The sequence below is a fragment of the Aeromicrobium sp. Leaf289 genome, assembly GCF_001423335.1.
In the GTDB taxonomy this organism is placed as follows: Bacteria; Actinomycetota; Actinomycetes; order Propionibacteriales; family Nocardioidaceae; genus Aeromicrobium.
In genome coordinates, this window is sequence record NZ_LMNK01000002.1 from 1140880 (window position 1) to 1158007 (window position 17128).

Sequence of the window (17128 nt, forward strand, 5' to 3'; positions counted from 1 at the left end):
CACCCCTTTGCGAGCCTTTGGAAGGACCCCTCTTGGCCGCCTCGCGCACCGCCGCCGCACCTGTCCAGAACACCGGGGACAAGAACGCCCCCCGCCGCATCTCCTTCGCCAAGATCTCCGAACCGCTCGAGGTTCCCGAGCTCCTGGCCCTGCAGACCGACAGCTTCGACTGGCTGATCGGCAGCGAGAAGTGGAAGGCCGAGGTCGAGGCATCCCTCGCTGCCGGCCGCACCGACATCTCCACGAAGTCCGGTCTGGAGGAGATCTTCGAGGAGATCTCGCCCATCGAGGACTTCTCCGAGACGATGAGCCTGTCGTTCCGCGACCACCGGTTCGAGCCGCCGAAGTACTCGGTGGAGGACTGCAAGGACCGCGACGTCACCTACGCCGCCCCGCTGTTCGTGACCGCCGAGTTCATGAACAACGAGACCGGCGAGATCAAGAGCCAGACCGTCTTCATGGGTGAGTTCCCGCTCATGACCGGCAAGGGCACCTTCGTCATCAACGGCACCGAGCGTGTCGTCGTCAGCCAGCTCGTCCGCTCACCGGGCGTCTACTTCGAGCGCACGCCCGACAAGACGTCCGACAAGGACATCTACACCGCGAAGGTCATCCCGTCGCGTGGCGCCTGGCTGGAGTTCGAGGTCGACAAGCGCGACCTCGTCGGCGTCCGTCTGGACCGCAAGCGCAAGCAGAGCGTCACCGTGCTGCTCAAGGCCCTCGGCTTCACCGAGGCGCAGATCCTCGAGGAGTTCGGCCAGTACGAGTCGATCCGCCTCACGCTGGAGAAGGACAACGTCCAGACCCAGGACGAGGCGCTGCTCGACATCTACCGCAAGCTGCGTCCGGGCGAGCCGCCGTCGCGCGAGGCCGCCCAGAACCTGCTCGACAACTACTACTTCAACACGAAGCGGTACGACCTCGCGAAGGTCGGTCGTCACAAGGTCAACAAGAAGCTGGGCGCGGACGAGGCCTTCGACCAGCAGACGCTGACGATCGACGACGTCGTCGCGACCATCAAGTACGTGGTGGCGCTGCACGCCGGCGAGACCGAGCTCGAGACGCCCGTGGGCTCCACGATCGTCGAGGCCGACGACATCGACCACTTCGGCAACCGTCGCATCCGCACGGTCGGCGAGCTGATCCAGAACCAGCTCCGCACGGGCCTGGCCCGCATGGAGCGCGTCGTGCGCGAGCGCATGACCACCCAGGACGTCGAGGCCATCACGCCGCAGACGCTCATCAACATCCGTCCGGTCGTGGCGGCGCTGAAGGAGTTCTTCGGCACGAGCCAGCTGTCGCAGTTCATGGACCAGAACAACCCGCTGGCGGGCCTGACGCACAAGCGTCGTCTGAACGCCCTCGGCCCGGGTGGTCTGTCGCGTGAGCGCGCCGGCTACGAGGTCCGCGACGTCCACCCGTCGCACTACGGCCGCATGTGCCCGATCGAGACGCCGGAAGGCCCGAACATCGGCCTCATCGGCTCGCTCGCCTCCTACGGTCGGATCAACGCGTTCGGCTTCATCGAGTCGCCGTACCGCAAGGTCGTCGACGGCACGGTCACCGAGCAGATCGACTACCTGACCGCCACGGACGAGGACCGCTACATCATCGCCCAGGCGAACTCGCCGCTCACCGACGACAGCACGTTCGTCGACGACGCCGTGCTGGTGCGCCAGCGCGGTGGCGAGGCCGAGCTGCGCCCCGCCGGCGACGTCGACTACATGGACGTCTCGCCGCGCCAGATGGTGTCGGTCGCGACCGCGCTGATCCCGTTCCTCGAGCACGACGACGCCAACCGCGCGCTCATGGGCGCCAACATGCAGCGTCAGGCCGTGCCGCTGGTGCGCAACGACGCCCCGCTCGTCGGTACCGGCATGGAGTTCCGTGCCGCCGTCGACGCCGGCGACGTCACGATCGCCAAGAAGGCGGGTGTGGTCAAGGAGGTCTCGGCCGACATGGTCGAGATCATGGAGGACGAGGGCACGTACACCACGTACCGCCTGGCCAAGTTCCGCCGCTCCAACCACGGCACCTGCACGAACCAGCGCCCCCTCGTCGCCGAGGGCCAGCGCGTCGAGGTCGGCACCCCGCTGGCCGACGGTCCGTGCACCGACGAGGGCGAGATGGCCCTGGGCACCAACCTGCTCGTGGCCTTCATGCCCTGGCAGGGCCACAACTACGAGGACGCGATCATCCTCAGCCAGCGCGTCGTGCAGGACGACCTGCTCACCTCGATCCACATCGAGGAGCACGAGGTCGACGCGCGCGACACCAAGCTGGGCCCGGAGGAGATCACCCGCGACATCCCGAACGTCAGCGAGGAGATGCTGGCCGACCTCGACGAGCGCGGCATCATCCGCATCGGCGCCGAGGTCGGCAACGGCGACATCCTCGTCGGCAAGGTCACGCCCAAGGGCGAGACCGAGCTGACGCCGGAGGAGCGCCTGCTGCGCGCCATCTTCGGCGAGAAGGCGCGCGAGGTCCGCGACACGTCGCTCAAGGTGCCCCACGGCGAGTCCGGCACCGTCATCGGCGTCCGCGTGTTCGACGCGGCCGACGGCGACGAGCTGAGCCCCGGCGTGAACCAGCTGGTGCGCGTGTACGTGGCGCAGAAGCGCAAGATCTCCGACGGCGACAAGCTGGCCGGACGTCACGGCAACAAGGGCGTCATCTCCAAGATCCTGCCCATCGAGGACATGCCGTTCCTCGAGGACGGGACGCCGGTCGACATCGTGCTGAACCCGCTGGGCGTGCCCGGCCGCATGAACGTCGGCCAGGTGCTGGAGATCCACCTCGGGTGGGTCGCCAAGGCCGGCTGGGACATCAAGGACATGAAGGACGAGTGGGCCGACCGGCTGCGCGCCATCGGCGCCGACCGGGCACCCTCGAACTCCAACATCGCGACGCCCGTCTTCGACGGTGCCCGCGAGGACGAGATCCAGGGCCTGCTCGCCTCGACCCTGCCCAACCGCGACGGCGAGCGCATGGTCGGCCCCGACGGCAAGGCGGTGCTCTTCGACGGTCGTACCGGCGAGAAGTTCCCCGACCCGATCAGCGTCGGCTACATGTACATCCTGAAGCTGCACCACCTGGTCGACGACAAGATCCACGCCCGCTCGACCGGTCCGTACTCGATGATCACCCAGCAGCCGCTCGGCGGTAAGGCCCAGTTCGGTGGCCAGCGCTTCGGTGAGATGGAGGTCTGGGCCCTCGAGGCCTACGGTGCCGCGTACGCGCTGCAGGAGCTCCTGACGATCAAGTCCGACGACATCGTGGGCCGCGTCAAGGTCTACGAGGCCATCGTCAAGGGCGAGAACGTGCCCGAGCCCGGCATCCCGGAGTCCTTCAAGGTGCTCGTCAAGGAGATGCAGTCGCTGTGCCTGAACGTCGAGGTCCTCTCGGCCGACGGCTCGAGGGTCGAGATGCGCGACGCGGAGGAAGACCTCTTCCGCGCCGCCGAGGAGCTCGGCATCGACCTGTCGCGTCGCGAGCCCTCCAGCGTCGAAGAAGTGTGAGCCCCTGGGGCGCCGCCTCGGCGGCGCCCCACCCTCACTCCCCGCTCTACACAGAACTTTCGAAACGTAAGGGAAAGAAGACAACGTGCTCGACGTGAACTTCTTCGATCAGCTCAAGATCGGCCTCGCCACCGCGGACGACATCCGTCAGTGGTCGTTCGGCGAGGTCAAGAAGCCTGAGACGATCAACTACCGCACGCTCAAGCCTGAGCGTGACGGCCTCTTCTGCGAGAAGATCTTCGGTCCCACCCGGGACTGGGAGTGCTACTGCGGCAAGTACAAGCGCGTGCGCTTCAAGGGCATCATCTGCGAGCGCTGCGGCGTCGAGGTGACCCGTTCGAAGGTCCGTCGCGAGCGCATGGGCCACATCGAGCTCGCCGCTCCCGTCACCCACATCTGGTACTTCAAGGGTGTTCCCAGCCGTCTGGGCTACCTGCTCGACCTCGCCCCGAAGGACCTCGAGAAGGTCATCTACTTCGCGGCCTACATGATCACCCGCGTCGACGAGGACGCGCGTCACCGCGACCTGTCGTCCCTGGAGTCGAAGATCGGCCTCGAGGTCGAGCAGCTCGAGACCCGTCGCGACAACGAGGTCAACGAGCGTCTGCAGAAGCTCGAGGAGGACCTCAAGGCCCTCGAGGCCGAGGGTGCCAAGGCCGACGCCAAGCGCAAGGTCAAGGACGCCGCCGAGCGTGAGGCCAAGCAGCGTCGTGACCGCATCCAGCGCGAGATCGACCGCCTGAACGAGGTCTGGGACCGCTTCAAGAACCTCAAGGTCCAGGACCTCGAGGGCGACGAGATGCTCTACCGCGAGATGACGTACCGCTTCGGTGCGTACTTCGAGGGGTACATGGGCGCCGCCGCCATCCAGAAGCGCCTGCAGTCGTTCGACCTCGACGCCGAGGCCGAGTCGCTGCGCGAGATCATCGCCACCGGCAAGGGCCAGAAGAAGACCCGTGCGCTCAAGCGCCTCAAGGTCGTCTCCGCGTTCCTCGGCAGCAGCAACCACCCCGAGGGCATGGTCCTCGACGCCGTCCCGGTGATCCCGCCGGAGCTGCGTCCGATGGTCCAGCTCGACGGTGGCCGCTTCGCGACGAGCGATCTCAACGACCTGTACCGCCGCGTCATCAACCGCAACAACCGTCTCAAGCGACTGCTCGACCTCGGCGCGCCCGAGATCATCGTCAACAACGAGAAGCGGATGCTGCAGGAGGCCGTCGACTCGCTGTTCGACAACGGCCGTCGTGGCCGTCCCGTCACGGGACCGGGCAACCGTCCGCTCAAGTCCATCTCGGACATGCTCAAGGGCAAGCAGGGTCGGTTCCGTCAGAACCTGCTCGGCAAGCGCGTCGACTACTCCGGCCGTTCGGTCATCGTGGTCGGCCCGCAGCTCAAGCTGCACCAGTGCGGTCTGCCCAAGCAGATGGCGATCGAGCTGTTCAAGCCGTTCGTCATGAAGCGTCTCGTCGACCTCAACCACGCGCAGAACATCAAGAGCGCCAAGCGCATGGTCGAGCGCGGAGTCCGGGCCGAGGTCTGGGACGTGCTCGAGGAGGTCATCACCGAGCACCCCGTGCTGCTCAACCGTGCACCCACCCTGCACCGTCTGGGCATCCAGGCGTTCGAGCCGCAGCTCATCGAGGGCAAGGCCATCCAGATCCACCCGCTCGTCTGCTCGGCCTTCAACGCCGACTTCGACGGTGACCAGATGGCCGTGCACCTGCCGCTGAGCGCCGAGGCGCAGGCCGAGGCCCGCATCCTCATGCTGAGCACGAACAACATCCTGAAGCCGTCCGACGGCCGCCCGGTCACCATGCCGACCCAGGACATGATCATCGGCCTGTACTTCCTCACGCTCGAGCGTGAGGGGCACGTGGGCGAGGGTCGTGCGTTCAGCTCGGTCTCCGAGGCGGTCATGGCGTTCGACCGCCACGAGATCACCCTGCAGAGCAAGGTGCGCATCCGCATCCCGGGCGTCGACGGAACGGTCGAGTCGCGCGAGACCACGCTGGGTCGCGCCATCTTCAACCAGGCGCTGCCGGACGACTACGCGTACGTGAACTACCAGGTCGGCAAGAAGGAGCTCGGGGTCATCGTCAACGACCTCGCCGAGCGCTACAGCAAGATCGACGTGGGCGTCGCGCTCGACAACCTCAAGGAGACCGGTTTCCACTGGGCCACGCGCTCGGGCGTCACCATCTCCATCGAGGACGTCGTCACGCCGGAGAACAAGCAGGAGATCCTCACCAAGTACGAGGGTCAGGCTGCCAAGGTCCAGCAGCAGTTCGACCGCGGTCTCATCACCGAGGACGAGCGGCGCCAGGAGCTCATCGAGATCTGGACCCAGGCCACGGCCGAGGTCTCCAGCGAGATGGAGAAGAAGTTCACGGCCGACGCCGACAACCCGATCTGGATGATGGTCCACTCGGGCGCACGAGGCAACATGATGCAGGTGCGTCAGATCGCCGCCATGCGTGGCCTCGTGGCCAACCCGAAGGGCGAGATCATCCCGCGCCCGATCAAGGCCAACTTCCGTGAGGGCCTGAGCGTCGTCGAGTACTTCATCGCGACGCACGGTGCCCGCAAGGGCCTGGCCGACACCGCCCTGCGCACGGCCGACTCCGGCTACCTGACGCGTCGACTCGTCGACGTCAGCCAGGACGTGATCATCCGCGAGGAGGACTGCGGCACCGAGCGCGGTCTGCCCAAGGTGATCGCGACCCGCCTGGACGACGGCACGTTCGTGCCCGCCGAGAACGTCGAGACCTCGGCGTACTCGCGCAGCGCGGCCACCCAGATCACGCACCCGGAGACGGGCGAGGTGCTCGTGGAGGCCGGTGGCGACCTCGGCGACGTCGAGATCAGCCAGCTCGTCGTGGCCGGTGTGGAGTCCATCCGGGTCCGCACGGTGCTCACGTGCGAGGCGGCGGCCGGTACCTGCGCCAAGTGCTACGGCCGTTCGCTGGCCACCGGCAAGCTCGTCGACATCGGCGAGGCGGTCGGCACCATCGCCGCCCAGTCGATCGGTGAGCCCGGCACGCAGCTGACCATGCGTACCTTCCACACCGGTGGTGTGGCCGGTGACGACATCACGCACGGTCTGCCGCGCGTGGTCGAGCTGTTCGAGGCACGCCAGCCCAAGGGTCGCGCTCCCATCACGGAGTCGGCCGGACGGGTGCGCATCGACGACACCGACAAGACCCGCAAGCTCGTCGTCGTCCCCGACGACGGGTCCGAGGAGCAGGAGTACCCGGTCAGCAAGCGCTCGCGCCTGCTCATCGAGGACGGCTCCCACGTCGAGGTCGGCGACCAGCTCACGCACGGCACGCCGGACCCGCAGGAGGTCCTGCGCATCCTCGGTGTCCGTCGGGCGCAGGAGCACCTCGTGGACGAGGTCCAGGAGGTCTACCGCAGCCAGGGCGTGGCGATCCACGACAAGCACATCGAGATCATCGTGCGGCAGATGCTGCGTCGGGTGACGGTCATCGAGCAGGGTGACTCCAACCTGATCCCCGGTGACCTGGCCGATCGTGCGACGTTCGAGTCCGAGAACCGTCGGGTCGTCGCCGAGGGCGGCACCCCGGCCTCGGGTCGTCCGGTGCTGATGGGCATCACGAAGGCCTCGCTGGCCGTCGAGTCGTGGCTGTCGGCCGCCTCCTTCCAGGAGACGACCCGCGTCCTCACCGACGCGGCGATCCACGGCAAGTCGGACTCGTTGCGTGGCCTGAAGGAGAACATCATCATCGGCAAGCTCATCCCGGCAGGCACCGGTCTCGACCGGTACCGCAACATCCGGGTCGAGCCCACCGAGGAGGCACGCCAGGCGGCGTACGCCGTCACGGGCTACGAGTCCTACGACTACGGCTTCGGCTCCGCCGACGGCCAGCCCGTCCAGCTCGACGACTACGACTTCACGTCGTACGAGTCCTGAGCGACTGACACCCCGACGGCCCCGGACCTCACGGTCCGGGGCCGTCGGCGTTCGGGCGGACGACGTGGTGGTGCGCTGTCGCCCTTCGTCCGACCCACCGGTGCGCTCTCGCAGGGGGTCGCGACCTTCCTGGTGCGCTGCCTCGGCCAGCGCTCGGCGCGGTCTCCGAAAGAGCCTCGACCGGGCGGCGGGGCGGGACCTTCGTCGAGCTCTCGGGCTGTCGTCGGGCCTCGGGGGACGCAGCATCCTGCGTCACCCCGACGCCTGGACCGGATCCGCGCAGGCAGCGCCCACGCAGGTCGAGACCTACCGCCGGCAGCGCGCCGACTCAGCCCGCCGTGGCCGCCTTCTTCTCGGCCGGCTTCGCGTCCGCCTCGGGACGGAACAACCAGGTCAGGCGCGGCTCGAAGACCGGTCGGAAGACGGTGGAGACGAGCTTGGTCATCAGCAGGTTGGCCACCACGACGGCCACCACCATCGTGAGGGCCGCGGCGGGGGCGCCGTACCGGTCGATCCGGTCGAAGACCTCGAACTGGTACCGCAGGACCAGGATGATGTAGCCGTGCAGGAGGTAGCAGTAGAAGGTGCGGCTGCCCATGAACGTCGTCCACGAGCGTCGACGCGGCACGAGCGAGAGGGCCGCGAACGTGAGCACGAGGCCCACCACCAACAGCTCGGCGCGCTGCGTGATCCCCTCGAGCGGGGTGGCGCCCAACGGGTCCTCGTCGTAGCGCTGCTTCCAGAGCAGCCAGTCGAGCGTCCAGTCGGCCGAGTACAGGTAGCAGACCACGAAGCTGCCGGCGAGCAGCAGCGCCGACGCGATGCGGATGCGGGTGTCGGCCAGCCGCTCGAAGCGCTCGCGACTCATGTGCAGCCCGATCACGTAGAAGGGCAGGAACCCCAGGATCTTCGGCAGCGCGAGCACGTTCGGCACCTCGATGAGCCCGACGAGGAGCGAGATGGCGATCGACGTCGTGATGGGGTACTTCAGCGCCCGCCAGATCGGGGTGGTCAGCCGCCACACGAACAGCGCCGCCATGAACCAGGCCAGCCACTGGGGCGAGAGGAACATGTAGGGGTCCGGCTCGTCGGTGTAGTGGCGCGTGATCATCTGCATCGAGATCTCGACGATCAGGTACGGGACGACGAGGGTGCTGACGATCCGCCGCACCTGGCGGGCGTCGCCCATGTACCGGCGCGCGGTGTACCCGGAGATCAGGATGAAGAACGGCATGTGGAACGCGTAGATCCACACGTACACGCCGCGCGCCGAGTCCATGGCCACGAACTGCGTCAGGGAGTGCCCGATCACGACGAGCAGCATCACCCAGTACCGTGCGTTGTCGAGGTAGGCGACACGCTCCTTGGGGGCAGCGGTCGTCACGGGCAACGGGTCGAGAGCGCTCATCGTGGATGAACTCTAGTGGAGCGGGCAAGGGGGAGCCGATGACGAGCAGCCAGGACGCGCGTCGCACGCAGCGACTGGGTGCCTATGCGGTCGTGGTCGTCGACGACGAGCGCGGCGTGCCGCACCTGCTGCTGACGCGGGTCTCGCCGTCCGGCTACCCCGCGGGGTGGTGGGCGCTGCCCGGCGGCGGCGTCGAGCACGGGGAGTCGCCGCACGACGCCGTGCTGCGCGAGCTGCACGAGGAGACGGGTCTCGCCGCGACCACCAGCCGCCTGGTCGACGTCCACGACGTGCACACCGTGGCGCCGGGGCGCGACGACCGGTTCGAGGACTACCACGGCGTCCACCTGCTGTACGCCGTCACCGTCGAGGGGGCAGGGCCCGGCCGACCGCTGCCCGCGCCTCGGGTCGTCGAGGTCGACGGCACCGCCGACGTCGCGGCCTGGCTCCCGCTCGACCACGTCGACGACGGAGAACGCCGGCTGCTGCCCGCCGTCCAGCACGCGCTCGACCACCTCGACCAGTACCGGTAGCGGGCGGTGTCGGTAGCGAGCCGGGACGATCAGGGCTTGGCGGGCGCGGGCGTGTAGAAGAGCATCGCGTAGCTCCCGCGGGCCGACAGCACGAAGGTCGCGCGGGCGCGGCTCCCGTCCTCGCCGCGCGCCGAGTACGTCGTGCTGATCTCGTTGAGGTCCTCCACCACGTCCTTGGTGGGCGTCCCGACGCTGGCCGCGAAGTCCTCGGCGATCGCGTCGGCCTCGCGCACCCGGTCGGCCACGACGGCCGCGAAGCGCGGTCGGTCGCCGCTCAGCAGGAGGGTCCCCGTGGACGGGACGGTCCAGCGTCCGTCGAGCAGGGGTTCGCTGCCCTCGGCCTCGACGTCCATGCTCGGCCAGATGAGCCCGGACCGGTCCTCGCCCTCGACGTCGCGGGGGACCTCGGCCGAGGAGGCGCGGGGCTCCAGCTGACCACTGCGGGGATCGCCCAGGTACTCGGCGCGCACGGTCATGACGGGGCGGCGGTCGCTGGCCGGGTACGCGGTGCGGGTGGCCACGTCGCCGGGGTCGGCGGTGATGGTGATGCGGATGTCGCGGTCGTCGGCGGTGGCGCCGCGCGCGGAGACCGTGCAGCCGGTGATCCGCTTGCCCTCGGCCCTGCAGAACTGCGAGAGGTCGTCCTCGACGAGGTTGGCATCGGGGATGACGGCGTTGACCTGGGCGATCAGCCGCCGCAGCACGAGCGTCGGGTCCCCGTCGACGCGCAGCAGCGAGATCGTGACGTCGGGGCGAGGTGCGTCGTCGATGAGGGCGAACGTGTCGTCGCTGGGGCGCGTCGCGGGCGTCTCGCTCTCGCTCGGCGTGGGCTCCGGTGCCTCGGAGGCGTCCTCGTCGCCGTCGGCCTCGGCCGCCTCCCTCTGGGCCTCGGCCGCGTCGAGCTGCGGCTGGTAGGCCTGGATGAGTGCGGGGCTGCGGTAGCGCACGAGCGGGCCGAGCTGCGCGGCGCCGGAGGGCACCTCCAGCCCGTAGGAGATCGGGCTCTGCGGGCCGGACTCGTGCTCGGTGACGTCGACGGCGGCAGAGGCCTGGGCGCTCGGGTCGGCACTCGGGTCGACGTCGGACTGGGACCGGGTCTCGCACGCGCCGAGGGTGAGCACGCCGACGAGGGCGAGCAGGGTCGCGGTCCGTCTCATGGGTCTCCTCGGGGCTGGGTCGAGCCCGGTGCGGGGGCGTGCCTCGACCGGTCCGGAGCGCGAACCGGTCCGTTCCATCCTGCCGCAGGCGCACAACGGTGCGCCTCCCAGGTCGACGCAGGCGCGGTAGGTTGGCGCGTCAGGTCCGGACACGGGGCGAGGAGGCGACGCGATGACCGCCCGCACGACGACCGCCGAGCGGGTGTTCGCCCGCCTGCGGGAGGAGATCCTGACCGGTCGGATGGCTCCGGGGTCCCAGCACTCGATCTACCGGCTCGCCGACGAGCTCGAGGTCTCCCGCACCCCCGTGCGCGAGGCCGTGCTCCGCCTGGCCGACGCCGGGCTCGTCACGGTCGAGCGCAACCGGGGGCTCCGGGTCCGGGGCGTCACGGTGCAGGACGTGCTGGAGGTCTTCGACCTGCGCCTGCTGCTGGAGGTCCCCGCCGCCGCGTTCGCCGCACGGCACGCCGACGCCGACCAGTGCGCCGCTCTGGAGGGTCACCTGGCGGCGATGGAGCAGGCGGCCCGGGACGGGGACGAGCAGGCGTTCGACGGCCACGACCGGGCCCTGCACGCCGCCCTGCACGCGGTGAGCGGCAACAGCAGGCTGGGGGAGGAGGTGCTGGCGCTGCGCGCCTCCATCCAGGCGCGAGGCGCGGTGACCCTGCACCGGTCGCGTGGTGCGCAGGAGATCCTCGAGGAGCACACGCCCATCGTCGAGGCGGTCGTCGCCGGTGACGTCCGGAGCGCGGCGGTGCTCATGCGCGACCACCTCGTGCACACCGCCGAGCTGCTCGCGCGCCAGCTGGACCCGGAGGTCGACGTCGCGGCCTGGAGGACGCGGACCGCCTCGTTCGTCGTCAGTAGCATGCTACTGTCGGACGACATCTCCCGATCATCGGATCCCGGCCGGCAGGAGCGGACATGAGCCACGGTGCGAGCGGGTTCACCCCCGACCATCCCGAGACCGTCTTCACCTACGGTGCTCCCGGCCTCAAGCTGGGCGTCGGCGCGCGCCACGAGCTCGGCCACGACCTTGCCGTGCTGGGCGCGCGGCGGGTGCTGCTCGTGACCGACCCCGGCGTGGCCGCCACCGGGGCGCCCGCCGAGATCGCCGAGCGCGTCGGTCGCGACGGGATCGACGTCGTGACCTTCGACCGGAGTCGGGTGGAGCCCACCGACGCGAGCCTGCTCGAGGCCATCGCCTTCGCCCGCGAGAACGGCCCGTTCGACGCCGTGCTCGCGGTCGGTGGCGGCAGCAGCATCGACACCGCCAAGGCCGTCGACCTGATGCTGACCAACGACGGCGAGCTCATGGACTACGTGAACGCCCCCGTCGGCGGCGGTCGCGCCCCGGCCAACCCGCTGCTTCCCCTCGTGGCCGTGCCGACCACGACCGGGACGGGCAGCGAGAGCACGACCATCTGCGTCCTCGACGTGGTGAGCCAGCACGTCAAGACCGGCATCTCCCACCCCCGGCTGCGGCCGACCCTGGCCGTCGTGGACCCCGAGCTGACCCTGACCCAGCCGGCGAACGTGACCGCCGCGTCCGGGCTCGACATCCTGTGCCACGCGCTGGAGAGCTACACGGCTCGGCCCTACGCGTCCTACGAGGCCAAGACCGCCGACCAGCGGGTGCCCTACTGCGGCTCCAACCCGATCTCCGACGTCTGGTCCGAGCGCGCGCTCGCCCTCATGGCCACGTCCTTCCGCCGCGCCGTGACCCACGGCGGCGACCTCGAGGCGCGCACGCAGGTGGCCACGGCCGCCACCTTCGCCGGGCTCGGGTTCGGCAACGCGGGCGTGCACATCCCGCACGCGAACGCCTACCCGATCGCCGGACAGGTCCGCGAGTTCCGTCCCGACCACTACCCGGCCGACGACGGCGCCTCCGGCCACGCCGGCCTGGTGCCGCACGGCATGGCGGTCTCCCTCACCGCACCCGCCGCGTTCCGGTTCACCTTCGACGCCGCCCCCGACCGCCACGTGCGCGCCGCCCGGCTGCTCGACCCCGACGCCGTCATGACCGACGACCCGGCCGACCTGCTGCCGCAGGTTCTCACGGCGGTCATGCGCGACGTCGGCATCCCCGCCGGCCTCGCCGCCGTCGGGTTCGGCGCCGCCGACCTCGACCCGCTCGTCGAGGGCGCCATGAAGCAGCAGCGCCTCCTCGCCACGGCCCCGCGCGAGGTCACCGAGGACGACGTCGCGGGGATCCTCGACGCCTCGCTCGAGCTGTGGTGAGCCTCGAGGCGCCGCCGACGGCCGGGAGCGCCTCCGCGACCGACGTGGTGGCCGAGCTGCGCCGCCGCGGCGTCGCCGACGTCGACGACTCGACCACCACGCGTGCGCTCTACAGCACCGACGCCTCGCTCTACCGCGTCGTGCCGCAGGTGGTCGTGCGGCCGCGCGAGGTCGACGAGGTGCTCGCCGTCCTCGACGCGTCGCGCGCCACCGGGGTGCCCGTCACGTCCCGCGGCGCCGGCACCTCCATCGCCGGCAACGCCGTCGGCACCGGGATCGTGGTCGACTTCGCCAAGCACCTCAACCGGGTGCACGAGGTCGACGCCGAGCGGCGGGTCGCACGGGTCGACCCGGGTGTGGTGCACGCTGCGCTGCAGAAGGTCGCGGCGCCGCAGGGCCTGCGCTTCGGGCCCGACCCGTCCACGCACACCCGCTGCACGATCGGCGGCATGATCGGCAACAACGCGTGCGGCAACCGTGCCCTCGGGTACGGCCGCAGCTCCGACAACGTGGCCGCGCTGGACCTCGCCACGGGGACGGGGGAGCGCCTGGTGGTGGGCCGTGACGTCACCGCGACGTCGTCCACCCTGGACCGGCTGCGCGACGTCGTCGCGACCGACCTCGCGACCGTGCGCACCGAGCTCGGCCGCTTCGGCCGCCAGGTCTCCGGCTACAGCCTCGAGCACCTGCTGCCCGAGCGGGGCTTCGACGTCGCGTCCTTCATGGCCGGGTCCGAGGGCACGCTCGGCGTGCTGCTCGGTGCCACCGTCGACCTCGTGGCCACGCCGCGCCACGTGCACCTCGTCGTGCTGGGCTACGGGTCGATGGCCGAGGCCGGGGACGACGTGCCCACCATGCTTCCGCACGGTCCGATCGCCTGCGAGGGCCTGGGCGCCCGGATCATCGAGGTCTACCGGGCCGCCAAGGGTGCCGCGGGCGTGCCCGAGTACCCCCGTGGCGGCGGCTTCCTCTACGTGGAGCTGGCCGGAGACGACCCCGCCGAGCTCGCGGCCCAGGCCGACCGCGTCGTGGCCGACTCGGCCGCGCTGGCGCACCGCCACGTGACGTCGGTGGCCGAGCAGGCGGCGTTCTGGCGGATCCGCGAGGAGGGCGCCGGTCTCGCCTCACGCATCTGGGACCGTCCCGCGCTCTCCGGCTGGGAGGACGCCGCCGTGCCGCCCGCGAGCGTCGGCGCCTACCTGCGCGACTTCGACGCCCTGCTCCAGCAGCACGACCTGCACGGCGAGCCGTACGGCCACCTCGGCGACGGCTGCGTGCACGTGCGGATCGACTTCCCGATCTCCGAGCCCGGTGGTCCGGCCGGGTACCGGGCCTTCATCGAGGACGCCGCCCGCCTGACCGCGTCGCACGGCGGCTCCTTCTCGGGCGAGCACGGCGACGGCCGGGCCCGCTCGGAGCTGCTGCCGCTCATGTACTCCGCCCCGGCGCTCGCGCTCTTCCGCGGGGTCAAGCACGTGCTCGACCCCGACGACCTGCTCAACCCCGGCGTCCTCGTCGACCCCGATCCTGTGCCGTCCGCCGCCCCCCATGGCCGCGGAGTCCCGGCACCCCTGCCGGGCGTGCGCGCCCTGGATGCCGATCTACGCGCGCAGGGCAAGGGCTGGGCCGCGGGCCTCCAGGGCACCCGTCGCGGCCTGCGCCTGCTGCACGACGACGGCGACCTGGGTGCCGCCGTGCACCGCTGCACCGGCGTCGGCAAGTGCCTGGCCGACAACCGGACGTCGAACGGCGTCATGTGCCCCTCGTTCCAGGCCACCCGCGACGAGAAGGACTCCACCCGTGGCCGCGCCCGTGTGCTGCAGGAGATGGTCGACGGTCGTCTCGTCACCGGCGGCTACCGCGCTCCCGAGGTGCACGAGGCGCTCGACCTCTGCCTCTCCTGCAAGGGCTGCCTGAACGACTGCCCCACCGGCATCGACATGGCCACCTACAAGTCCGAGGTGCTGCACCAGACCTACCGGGGGCGGGTCCGTCCCCGCAGCCACTACGTGCTCGGCAAGCTGCCGTTCTGGGCGCGGCTCACCTCTCCGGTGGCTCGCCTGGCGAACCTCGCGCTGCGCGTGCCCGGACTCGCCCACGTGGCGCGCTGGGTGGCGGGCGTCGACCAGCGTCGCAGCCTGCCTGCCTTCGCCACGCAGCGCTTCAGCCGGGCGGCGCGACCGCTGCTCACCGCTCGGGCCGAGGCCTCCCGCGACGAGCGACCGCGCGTGGCGATCTGGGCCGACTCCTTCACCGAGTACTTCTCCACGTCGGGCGGCCTCGCCGCCGTCCGGCTCCTGGAGTCCGCCGGCTACCGGGTCGAGGTCGTGCAGAAGCAGTCCTGCTGCGGGCTCACGTGGATCACGACCGGCCAGCTCGACACCGCCCGCGAGCTCGTCGAGCGCACCGTGGCCGTGCTGCACGAGTACGTCGCCGCCGGCGTGCCGGTGGTCGGTCTCGAGCCCTCGTGCCTCGCCGTCCTGCGGTCCGACGCCGTGGAGCTGACCGACGACCCGCGGGCCGTCGAGGTCGCGGCAGGCGTGCACACCGTGGCCGAGCTGCTGGCGCGGACCGACGGCTGGGAGCCGCCGGACCTCAGGGGCACCGAGGTCGTCGTCCAGCCGCACTGCCACCAGTCGTCGGTGCTCGGCTTCGAGGCCGACATGGACCTGCTCGGCCGGACCGGGGCCACGGTCACGAGGCTGTCGGGCTGCTGCGGCCTGGCCGGCAACTTCGGGGTCGAGCGCGGCCACTACGAGGTGTCGGTGGCGGTCGCCGAGCAGCAGCTGATGCCCGCCGTCCGCGCGATGGGGGAGGGCGCGGTCGTCCTGGCCGACGGCTTCTCCTGCCGCACCCAGCTCGACGACCTGGCCGACGTGCCGGCAATCCACCTGACCGAGCTGCTCGCGCCGGGGGAGTAGGTCTCGTCCCGAGGCTGCGCCGCCCGGCTTCGTCCCGTCCTGCGGCTGCGCCGCCGCGCCTCGCCGCGGACCTGCGCCCCGGAGGCCTCGACGAGGGACCTGGGTGCGCGCCGATCCGGGTGCGCCCGCTCCGGGCCCCGCGCGGTAGGTGGCCCGCGCTTCAGCCGCCCCGGGAGGTAGGCCGCCCGCGGATACGGGCCCGCCATCCGCGGGCGGCCTACCTCCACCCCTCGCGTGGCGCGGCCCACCTACCTCTCACTGCCCGGTGGTGGCCCCGCCGGCCCGGTCGGCTCCCCGTTCGAGGCGTTTCGGAGCCTGACCCGGCTCGGCGCCGAGGCAGCGCAGCCGCAGGACGAGTCCGAGCCGACGCAGCCGCAGGACGAGACCCGTCCGGAACAGCCCGGCCGCGGGAACTCCGCGATTTGCTCGGGCGTTGTGCGGGAAGGTACTGTTGAGTGCTGTGCCTGGATCTGCCAGGCCGCTGCGCGCATCCCGCCACCCAGCACCAGTTCGGCGGCGAGTGCAGCACGACTCAGAGTCCTTCTCGCCTGAAGAAAGAAGTCCGTAGTGCCCACGATCAACCAGCTGGTCCGCAAGGGCCGCCAGACCAAGGTGACCAAGACCACCACGCCGGCACTCAAGGGCTCGCCCCAGCGCCGCGGTGTCTGCACCCGCGTCTACACCACGACCCCGAAGAAGCCGAACTCGGCGCTTCGCAAGGTCGCTCGTGTGCGTCTGTCTTCCGGTACCGAGGTCACCGCGTACATCCCCGGTGAGGGCCACAACCTCCAGGAGCACTCCATCGTGCTCGTGCGTGGCGGTCGTGTGAAGGACCTCCCGGGTGTGCGCTACAAGATCGTTCGCGGCTCCCTCGACACCCAGGGTGTCAAGGGTCGCAAGCAGGCTCGCAGCCGCTACGGCGCGAAGAAGGAGAAGAGCTAATGCCTCGCAAGGGTCCCGCGCCGAAGCGCATCCCCGAGACCGACCCGGTCTACAACAACCAGCTCGTCACGATGCTGATCAACAAGATCCTCGTCGACGGCAAGAAGCAGACCGCCCAGCGCATCGTCTACACCGCGCTCGAGGGCACCCGCGACAAGTCCGGCACCGACCCGGTCGTCACCCTCAAGCGCGCGCTCGACAACGTCAAGCCCGCCCTCGAGGTCAAGTCCCGTCGTGTCGGCGGTGCGACCTACCAGGTCCCGATCGAGGTCCGCCCCGCCCGCCAGACCACCCTCGCCCTGCGCTGGCTGGTCAAGTACTCGAGCGAGCGTCGCGAGAAGACGATGGCCGAGCGCCTCATGAACGAGCTCCTCGACGCCAGCAATGGCCTCGGCGGCAGCGTCAAGAAGCGCGAGGACACGCACAAGATGGCAGAGGCCAACCGCGCCTTCGCCCACTACCGCTGGTAGCCGG

The 17128-nt window shown here is 70.4% G+C and carries 10 protein-coding genes; 8 read left to right on the plus strand and 2 right to left on the minus strand.

What is annotated here, in order from left to right:
• Nucleotides 1-32 precede the first annotated feature (32 nt).
• Both rpoB and ASF37_RS09535 read left to right on the plus strand, forming a co-directional pair.
• Nucleotides 33-3518: a DNA-directed RNA polymerase subunit beta gene (gene rpoB / locus ASF37_RS09530; protein WP_055964232.1), complete on the plus strand. Its 3486-nt coding sequence runs from the start codon at nt 33-35 to the stop codon at nt 3516-3518.
• 85 nt (nt 3519-3603) lie between these two features.
• The gene (locus ASF37_RS09535) at nt 3604-7449 is read left to right on the plus strand and encodes a DNA-directed RNA polymerase subunit beta' (protein ID WP_055964235.1); all 3846 of its coding nucleotides are present in this window, start codon (nt 3604-3606) and stop codon (nt 7447-7449) included.
• 328 nt (nt 7450-7777) lie between these two features.
• Here the strand turns inward: ASF37_RS09535 and ASF37_RS09540 are convergent, their stop codons facing one another.
• Nucleotides 7778-8857, minus strand: a complete 1080-nt coding sequence (locus tag ASF37_RS09540) for an acyltransferase family protein (protein ID WP_082480227.1) — start codon at nt 8855-8857, stop codon at nt 7778-7780.
• Nucleotides 8858-8895: 38 nt separating this feature from the next.
• Between ASF37_RS09540 and ASF37_RS09545 the strand changes: the two genes are divergently transcribed.
• Entirely contained in the window at nt 8896-9390 is a 495-nt protein-coding gene (locus ASF37_RS09545; RefSeq protein ID WP_056573264.1) for an NUDIX domain-containing protein, read from the plus strand.
• A gap of 29 nt (nt 9391-9419) precedes the next feature.
• Here ASF37_RS09545 and ASF37_RS09550 read toward each other — a convergent pair whose 3' ends face one another.
• Nucleotides 9420-10547: a hypothetical protein gene (locus tag ASF37_RS09550; protein WP_056573262.1), complete on the minus strand. Its 1128-nt coding sequence runs from the start codon at nt 10545-10547 to the stop codon at nt 9420-9422.
• A gap of 172 nt (nt 10548-10719) precedes the next feature.
• Here ASF37_RS09550 and ASF37_RS09555 point away from each other — a divergent pair, with 172 nt between their 5' ends.
• From ASF37_RS09555 to rpsG, 5 genes are all read left to right on the plus strand, one after another.
• Nucleotides 10720-11475: a GntR family transcriptional regulator gene (locus ASF37_RS09555; RefSeq protein WP_056573259.1), complete on the plus strand. Its 756-nt coding sequence runs from the start codon at nt 10720-10722 to the stop codon at nt 11473-11475.
• Nucleotides 11472-12791, plus strand: a complete 1320-nt coding sequence (locus ASF37_RS09560; RefSeq protein WP_055964252.1) for a hydroxyacid-oxoacid transhydrogenase — start codon at nt 11472-11474, stop codon at nt 12789-12791. Before ASF37_RS09555 ends, ASF37_RS09560 begins: the two co-directional genes overlap by 4 nt.
• Nucleotides 12785-15712, plus strand: a complete 2928-nt coding sequence (locus tag ASF37_RS09565; protein ID WP_235497342.1) for an FAD-binding and (Fe-S)-binding domain-containing protein — start codon at nt 12785-12787, stop codon at nt 15710-15712. Before ASF37_RS09560 ends, ASF37_RS09565 begins: the two co-directional genes overlap by 7 nt.
• A gap of 567 nt (nt 15713-16279) precedes the next feature.
• Nucleotides 16280-16654 (plus strand): 30S ribosomal protein S12, encoded by a 375-nt coding sequence (gene rpsL / locus ASF37_RS09570; RefSeq protein ID WP_055964255.1) that lies wholly within the window; start codon nt 16280-16282, stop codon nt 16652-16654.
• A complete protein-coding gene (gene rpsG, locus ASF37_RS09575) occupies nt 16654-17124 on the plus strand; it encodes a 30S ribosomal protein S7 (protein ID WP_055964258.1) in 471 nt (156 codons plus the stop codon). Before rpsL ends, rpsG begins: the two co-directional genes overlap by 1 nt.
• The last annotated feature ends 4 nt before the right edge of the window (nt 17125-17128 follow it).

What these genes read in the sequence shown, in the direction of transcription:
- ASF37_RS09540 (WP_082480227.1), bottom strand. Translation starts at nt 8,857, where the DNA reads ATGAGCGCTCTCGACCCGTTGCCCGTGACGACCGCTGCCCCCAAGGAG.
- ASF37_RS09545 (WP_056573264.1), top strand. Translation starts at nt 8,896, where the DNA reads ATGACGAGCAGCCAGGACGCGCGTCGCACGCAGCGACTGGGTGCCTAT.
- ASF37_RS09550 (WP_056573262.1), bottom strand. Translation starts at nt 10,547, where the DNA reads ATGAGACGGACCGCGACCCTGCTCGCCCTCGTCGGCGTGCTCACCCTC.
- ASF37_RS09555 (WP_056573259.1), top strand. Translation starts at nt 10,720, where the DNA reads ATGACCGCCCGCACGACGACCGCCGAGCGGGTGTTCGCCCGCCTGCGG.
- ASF37_RS09560 (WP_055964252.1), top strand. Translation starts at nt 11,472, where the DNA reads ATGAGCCACGGTGCGAGCGGGTTCACCCCCGACCATCCCGAGACCGTC.
- rpsG (WP_055964258.1), top strand. Translation starts at nt 16,654, where the DNA reads ATGCCTCGCAAGGGTCCCGCGCCGAAGCGCATCCCCGAGACCGACCCG.